Source organism: Methylobacterium sp. J-068, assembly GCF_022829445.1.
Classification (GTDB): domain Bacteria; phylum Pseudomonadota; class Alphaproteobacteria; order Rhizobiales; family Beijerinckiaceae; genus Methylobacterium.
The window spans coordinates 1-326 of sequence record NZ_JAKSXY010000057.1; the positions used below are offsets into that span (position 1 = coordinate 1).

Consider the following 326-nt stretch of genomic DNA (forward strand, 5'->3'; position numbering starts at 1 on the left):
GGATGGCGCCCGGATACTGGCGCAGGTGACCTTCGAGCCAATTCACGGTCTCGGCGTCGAGGTGGTTGGTGGGCTCGTCAAGGAGCAGGACTTCCGGCTCCCAGAGCAGCACCTTGCAGAGCGCCACGCGGCGGCGCTCACCGCCCGAGAGCGTCGCGACGGTCTGCTCGTCGCTGGGGCAGCCCAGCGCTTCCATCGCCTGGTCGACCTCCGCTGCGCGTCGGCGTCCCCGGCCTCTTCGCCTGTCATGCCCTGGAAGGCCGCGAGGCCACCACGGCCGAGGCCCCGCAGCCGCGCGTCCAAGCCGGCCTGCCTGCCGAGCTCAC

1 pseudogene is annotated in these 326 nt (G+C 72.1%); it reads right to left on the bottom strand.

The annotated features are described in order from the left end of the window. Positions 1–214: pseudogene (locus tag MKK54_RS06195) on the bottom strand (ATP-binding cassette domain-containing protein); the annotation flags it as partial. Positions 215–326: the final 112 nt, after the last annotated feature.